Origin of the sequence: Paraburkholderia lebeckiae (assembly GCF_014201005.1) — a bacterium.
In the GTDB taxonomy this organism is placed as follows: domain Bacteria; phylum Pseudomonadota; class Gammaproteobacteria; order Burkholderiales; family Burkholderiaceae; genus Paraburkholderia; species Paraburkholderia tuberum.
Genome location: NZ_JACHDK010000078.1, coordinates 1 through 1,218, shown reverse-complemented (window position 1 = coordinate 1,218; position 1,218 = coordinate 1). Strand labels below are relative to the sequence as shown.

At 56.8% G+C, this 1,218-nt stretch carries 1 protein-coding gene; it reads left to right on the top strand.

Going from position 1 to position 1,218, the window contains the following annotated elements:
* The first annotated feature begins 91 nt into the window (after positions 1-91).
* Positions 92-1,084 (top strand): IS5 family transposase, encoded by a 993-nt coding sequence (locus HDG39_RS34540; protein WP_184012744.1) that lies wholly within the window; start codon positions 92-94, stop codon positions 1,082-1,084.
* Positions 1,085-1,218 lie beyond the last annotated feature (134 nt).

Genomic DNA, 1,218 nt, shown 5'->3' with positions numbered 1-1,218 from the left:
CTAGGGAAACGCTGATTAATGGAGCTCGGCGGTCATCGCTCACGTAGCCGAAGACGTTATAGAAGGCAGCTCACAGAACGGACTCACGAGGATGAAGAGGCAGATCGGCTTCGCGGAAGCGGAAATTGCAGGCAAGAAGCGCGTGACGAGGCGCCAACGCTTCCTGGCGGAGATGGAGCAGATTGTGCCGTGGCAGCGTTTGCTGTCTGCAATCGAACCGCATTACCCGAAGGGCACGCGAGGCCGTCCGCCGATTGGCTTGGAGCGAATGCTGCGGATCTATTTCCTGCAACAGTGGTACGGGCTGTCGGACGAAGGGCTGGAAGACGCGCTGTATGACAGCATTGCGCTGCGCGCCTTCGCCGGCATCGATCTGGCAGTCGAGAACGTTCCGGATGCGACCACGCTGCTGAAATTCCGGCGCCTGTTGATCGAGCACGAACTGACACGGAAGCTGTTCGACGAGATCGGTATCTCGCTGTGTGAGCGTGGACTGATGATGAAGGAGGGCACGCTGGTTGATGCGACGATCATCGAAGCGCCACCGTCGACCAAGAACGCCGGGAAGAGCCGTGACCCGGAGATGCATCAAACGAAGAAGGGAAACGAATGGCACTTTGGGATGAAAGCCCACGTTGGCGTGGACGCCGATTCGGGCTTGGTCCACAGTGTGGTTGGCACGGCGGCCAACGTGTCGGATGTGTCGCAAGCCCATTTGCTGCTGCACGGCCATGAAGAGGAAGCGTTCGCCGACGCAGGCTACATTGGTGTAGACAAGCGTGATGAAATGAAAGGCAAGGCAGCAAATTGGCACGTCGCTGCCAAGCGCGGAAAGATCAAGGCGATGCAGGACGGGCCGCTGAAGGACCTGGTGACTGCGCTTGAGCGGACCAAGGCGCAAATCCGTTCGCGCGTTGAGCATCCGTTCCATATCGTCAAGAACCTGTTTCACCATCGCAAAACCCGATACAAGGGCTTGGCCAAGAACACGGCGCAACTGTTCAGCTTGTTCGCTCTGGCGAATCTGGTGACTGCGCGAAATCTGTTGCGATCGGTTCATGGGAGCAATCCGTCATGCGTATGAAAAATGAGAGAAGAGGGGCTCGTTTGCGAGCCAAAATCACCGAAATGAGCGTCGATTCGATTCGTTATCCAGAAAATTTGACGCGTCTTGATCTGCAAGCCGATCCGACAGTTCATTAATCAGCGTTTCCCTAG

Bases quoted from the DNA above. Each gene is read 5' to 3' on its own strand.
- HDG39_RS34540 (WP_184012744.1), top strand. From the start codon at position 92: ATGAAGAGGCAGATCGGCTTCGCGGAAGCGGAAATTGCAGGCAAGAAG.